The 5,069-nt window shown below is 24.6% G+C and carries 5 protein-coding genes; 2 read left to right on the forward strand and 3 right to left on the reverse strand.

Annotated elements, in window-relative coordinates; all coding sequences use genetic code 11:
* A partial coding sequence (locus tag G3997_RS06405; RefSeq protein WP_296644619.1) for a tetratricopeptide repeat protein occupies window positions 1-1,779 on the reverse strand: 1,779 nt, incomplete at its 3' end.
* 83 nt (window positions 1,780-1,862) lie between these two features.
* On the opposite strand from G3997_RS06405, the gene G3997_RS06410 reads away from it, so the two are divergent.
* Entirely contained in the window at window positions 1,863-2,177 is a 315-nt protein-coding gene (locus tag G3997_RS06410) for an AEC family transporter (protein ID WP_296644620.1), read from the forward strand.
* Window positions 2,178-2,234: 57 nt separating this feature from the next.
* Here the strand turns inward: G3997_RS06410 and G3997_RS06415 are convergent, their stop codons facing one another.
* Window positions 2,235-2,456: a hypothetical protein gene (locus G3997_RS06415; protein ID WP_334299854.1), complete on the reverse strand. Its 222-nt coding sequence runs from the start codon at window positions 2,454-2,456 to the stop codon at window positions 2,235-2,237.
* Window positions 2,457-2,570: 114 nt separating this feature from the next.
* Here G3997_RS06415 and G3997_RS06420 point away from each other — a divergent pair, with 114 nt between their 5' ends.
* On the forward strand, window positions 2,571-3,695 hold the full coding sequence (locus G3997_RS06420) for a DUF3810 domain-containing protein (protein ID WP_296644622.1): 1,125 nt from the start codon (window positions 2,571-2,573) through the stop codon (window positions 3,693-3,695).
* Between the two features lie 73 nt (window positions 3,696-3,768).
* Here the strand turns inward: G3997_RS06420 and G3997_RS06425 are convergent, their stop codons facing one another.
* Window positions 3,769-4,944 (reverse strand): AI-2E family transporter, encoded by a 1,176-nt coding sequence (locus tag G3997_RS06425; RefSeq protein ID WP_296644623.1) that lies wholly within the window; start codon window positions 4,942-4,944, stop codon window positions 3,769-3,771.
* Window positions 4,945-5,069: the final 125 nt, after the last annotated feature.

Consider the following 5,069-nt stretch of genomic DNA (forward strand, 5'->3'; position numbering starts at 1 on the left):
AACMTATTCMTCTTCCTCTTCATCTTTTTTCACTAATTCAAATGAACCTATTAAAGATTTATGTAAATCTATACTTATATTTGGCAACTGCCCTATTATATCTTTACTATTTTCATAATCTTTATGAGCTAATGATGTGTACATATCTAAGCTCTTTTTATAATATAGCCAAGCTAACATATACTCACATCTTGAGTCTTCATAACTAATACCTTCTTTAAAGTATTTTTCTGCTTCACTATATTTTTTTAATCTTAAGTTTAGTAATCCTAAATTATATATTGATTCTATACATTTTTTACCTCTAGATTTTTCATACCAATACTTTGCACTATCATATTCTTTATAAAAGATATCATATATTAATCCTACCATATGCTCAGAATATGTATTACCTTCATTTGCGGGTACTTCAAAGTATTTTTTTGCTTCTTCATATTTTTCTTCATCAAAATATAATTTACCTAAATTGATGTATGCATTTATATTATTCTTATTTGTAGCTATTTCAAAGTACCTTTTAGCTTCTTGGTTATTGCCTAAGTATTTATAAATTTCACCTAGCTTATAACTTGAATTACAGTCTCCACCATCACTAGCTTTTTTGTACCATATTATAGCTTCATCATAGTTTTCAAACTCTTCATATATATTACCTATTTTAACTTGGCATCCTATACTATCACTTCTTCTTAAATAAAAAGATAATGCCTTTTCTTTATCATTGGTTTTATAATATAAGTCTCCTAAATTTTCAAAACTTTCCTTACAACCACTTTCTATAGACATCATATAATACTTTTTAGCTTCTTCATAATTTTCATCTTCAAAGTATAGTCCTGCTAGGTTGTTTTTAGCTTCATACATATCTTCTTCTACACACATTGTATAGTATTCTTTAGCTTTTTCAATTTCATTTTCTTTGTTATATAAATTTCCTAATCTAAACTTTGAATTTAAATGCCCATTTTCACAAGCTTTTTCGTAGTATTCTATAGCATCTTCATAGTCTTCATTTCTATCATAAATATAAGCTAATCTATATTGAGATTTTACATGACCATTGTCAGCACTTTTTTTATAGTATCTTTCCGCTTCATCTAGATTTTCATTTTTCTCCATTAAAAGACCCATATTAAAGCATCCTTCATTATTTCCTACCTTATATAGATACTTATAAAGACTCATTGCTTCTTTTTCATCTTTATTATTTTGGTTTATAATTGCTAGATTATATTTACAATTTTCCTCTAACATTATAGATCCTTTTTTATAATATCTAAATGATTCTTCATCATCATCTAGAGTTTTATATAGTATTCCTAAGTTAAAACATACTATAGGTAAATTTGAATCACAAGCTTCTTTTAACCATTTTTCTGCTTTACTGTATTTTTTTAATTTAAAATATGAAACACCTAAGTTATTCTGTGCTTTTAAATGCCCTTCACTTGCTGCTTTTTCATACCAGTATAAACAATGTTCATATGCTTTAACATCAAAATACATATTACCTATATCAAAGGCTGCATCTATAATTCCATTTTTATAAGCTAGAGTATACCATTTTTCTGCTTCACTATATTTCTTTTTTGCATAGTATATATTAGCTAATGCATATTGTGATTTATCATATCCACAATCAGCTGCTAATTTATATTGTTTTATAGCATTATCTATTTTTCCTATTTTTTCAAAAAAAGCTCCTTTAGTATGATATATCACAGGCTCTTTAGGTATATTCTTTATCTTATCTAAAGAAGATTTTATATCACTCATATTGCACTCCCTGTTATTACATTTTTTTACGTATTATTACATTTAATTATATAACATAATTTATCTTATTAATATCNCTTTCTATGTTAGTTATAGGCTCTATGATTTGTGGATCTTCTTATAAAGAATGTCTTTCTAATAAGAAATTATATTTTGTGGCTTTCATTAGATTACTATTTATTCCTATAGCTATTTACTTTATTTTAAAATTAAAAATAGATGATCCTTTATTATTATATATTCCTGTAATTGTAGTTTCTACTCCAATTGCAACTAATGCAGCTATAATGGCTAATGAGTATAATGCAAATAGCTCTCTTGCATCTCAAGCAGTATTTTTATCTACATTATGTTCTGTAATAACCATACCTCTTATAAGCTTTTTACTTTTTAAATAATATCAATTTTAATAGTAAATAAAAAAGAGGGTTTTACCCTCTTTTTTGATGTATAAATTATATTCTTTTTAAGTCTATATAGGCTTCAATTTGTGGTATGTAGAGCATGTTGTCTTTAATATGAGTATTACCAAATTCTTTAAGCTCTATGCCATCTTTATCTTTAGTTATTTTATATTTTATAATTTCACTATCTTCATTTATAGTTGCATGAAAAAACATACCTTCATATTGTTTGAATCTAAAATTAAAATTATCTCTTGTAAGCTTTATATTTATTTCTTTCATATATTTTCCCTTCTTTTATTTTATTTATTATACCAATATAATATATTTAGAATAATTTATCAATTATTATATAACATAAAGTATGATGCTTTTGAGAGGTGATTTATGAGTAAAAAATTAAAATTATTTTCTTTATTACTTTTTCCATTATCTATAATAATTAATACAATATCTTCTAGATATCCGTATTTTATAGAAAAATACTACTCTAATTCTATAAATAAATTTACAGTTGAAACTTTAAGTAAAATAAGTTCTATAGTTCCATTTTCAATCTTTGAAATATTAATATATCTAGCAGTTTTATCAATACTATTACTTATAATTTATTTTATTTATAGTATTATAAATAATCCTAAAAGTTTAAAGACTATCATAAAAGATTCACTTTTAAATATATTATCTATAATATCAGTTGTATACTTTTTATTTATAATTTTATGGGGATTAAACTATAATAGACTTCCCCTTGAGGTTAGTATTATAGATAATTATAACTTAAAATATAATAAATCTATAACTAAAGTTGAAAAAAATAATGAAGACTTAATAAATTTATATAAATATTTAATAGAAAAGTCTAATGATACTAGAAAGCTTGTAAAAACAGATAGCAATATTTTTAAAGCTAATACTGATTATAAAGGAATTATAAAAAGAGCTCCTGTAGGATATGAAAATATAACAGAACTTTTCCCTAATATCTCAGGAAACTATAAAAATACAAAGTACATATTATCATCTAATATTATGTGTTATACAGGTATAACTGGTATTTACTCTCCATTTACAGGAGAAGCTAATGTAAATATAGCAGTACCCGACTTATATCTACCTTCTACAGTGTTACATGAAATGGCTCATCAAAGAGGCTATGCAAGTGAAGATGAAGCTAACTTTATAGCTTATTTAGCTTCTATAAATCATCCAGATATAGATTTTAAATATTCAGGATATATTTTAGCTTTAAATCATACTGCTAATGCTTTATATAAAGCTGATTATAAAAATTATGTTAAATGCTCTAAAAACATATCTGAGGGTGTTTTAAATGATTTAAGATATAACAATGAATTTTGGGATAAGTACGAAGGTAAAATAGATGAAATTTCAAACAATATTAATAATACTTATCTTAAAGCTAATGGAGTTTCTGAAGGTGTTAAAAGCTATGGTAAAATGGTTGATTTATTGCTTACTTTTTATAATTTATATACATTTAATAATTAAATATTATTTAANTAGCGGAAGCAAGGATATATCGTTGGCGATATGAGCGAAGCGAATTTTTTATTTATATATATTATTTTTTATCTTGCATATAATCACTAGTTTCTGTTGGTAATCCTTTTTTTCTTAGCTTAGCCTCTACAATATCTTTTATTACAGAGTATATTATAGCAAATAGCGGAACACCTATAATCATACCAACTAATCCTAATATCTTTGATGCTACTAAAAGTGAGAATACTATCCAGAATGCTGATATACCTATAGAATCTCCTAATATCTTAGGTCCTATAACATTACCATCTAATTGTTGTATTATAAATATTATTAGTAAGAACCATAATGCCTTAACTGGTGATACGAACATTATTATTACAAATGCTGGTATAGCTCCAATGAAAGGTCCAAAGAATGGTATTATATTAGTTATACCTATTATAACTGATATAAGTAAAGTATATGGCATTTTAAATATTGTTAATACTACAAACGTTAATACACCTATTATAGCTGAATCTATTATCTTTCCACTTAAGAACTTACCAAATGTAACATTGCTTCTATGAGCAAGTTCTATTGCTATCTCTGCATGTTTTTCATTAAATACCGCAAAAATTATCTTTTTAATTAAAGCACAGAACTTTTCTTTATCAATTAATAAGTATATAGATATTATTAATCCTATAACTATATTCCAAACACTTGATGCTACAGTTTTTAGCGCATTCCCAAATACAGGAAGTAAATTACTTATTATATTTATAATATAAGTTATAATCTCATTTAGCTTGTCCATAGCCATTCCTACATACTCATTATTAACATCTACGTTTTTAGTCATATCTTCTAAAAGCTTAGTTGCATTAGTTAAATATGTTGGTACATCGTTAACAAGTCCTACTATACTATCTACTAACTGTGGTAAAACAAATTGTATAAATAAGTATAGTATAAAGAATGCTGTTATGTAAGTAAGTAATAAACCTAATCCTCTTTTAGCTTTTGGTTTTAAATTTTTTAATCCATCAAATACTAAAACTTTTTCTTCATAAAATACTAAAATAAAGTTTAATAAATACGCTATTACAAACCCTATTATAAAAGGCTGTAATGTCGATACTAAACTTCCTAATTTAGCAGTATATACATTAACTTCATCTATCACATTAAAAAAAGCTATACTACCGCAAATTACTAAAAATGCATAAACCGCTATGGTTGTATATTTCCTATTCCAATCTATTTTCATAAAATCCTCCCTAAAAATTATTAAATTATACTTGGTAATATAACTTAATATATGTAATGTAGAATATACCATATATAATTTAACTTGTCATTAAAATTTCTATGATCTTATCTAAAATTATATAT

It is taken from the genome of Romboutsia sp. 13368 (assembly GCF_018336475.1).
Lineage (GTDB): Bacteria > Bacillota > Clostridia > Peptostreptococcales > Peptostreptococcaceae > Romboutsia.